The 274-nt window shown below is 63.1% G+C and carries 1 protein-coding gene; it reads right to left on the bottom strand.

Going from position 1 to position 274, the window contains the following annotated elements; translation table 11 throughout:
* On the bottom strand, positions 1-244 hold a 244-nt coding region (locus Q5762_RS38335), incomplete at its 3' end, for a polymer-forming cytoskeletal protein (protein WP_315896937.1).
* Between the last annotated feature and the right edge of the window lie 30 nt (positions 245-274).

Here is a 274-nt window from a genome sequence, read left to right as displayed (position 1 = left end):
CCTCGACGCGCGCCCCTGCAACAATGAGCGCTTTGTGGGCTACGACCGTGCCCTGGACTTCGCCGCGCACTGTCAAATCCTCGGCGGAGATGTCGCCCTGCACCGAGGCGTGCTCGCCGACGACAACCAGCGCTGCATTCACCTCACCCTCGATCCGTCCGTCGATTCGAACAGTACCGGACGATCGCACTGTGCCCCGTATGACGAGATCGGGGCCGATAATCGTCGGCGGATGTGTCCCCATTTTGGTTGTTCCTAAACCGCCCCGCTAGCC

It is taken from the genome of Streptomyces sp. P9(2023) (assembly GCF_032436795.1).
Classification (GTDB): domain Bacteria; phylum Actinomycetota; class Actinomycetes; order Streptomycetales; family Streptomycetaceae; genus Streptomyces.
The sequence above is the reverse complement of the archived record's forward strand: the minus strand, read 5'-3'. Positions and strand labels throughout refer to the sequence as shown.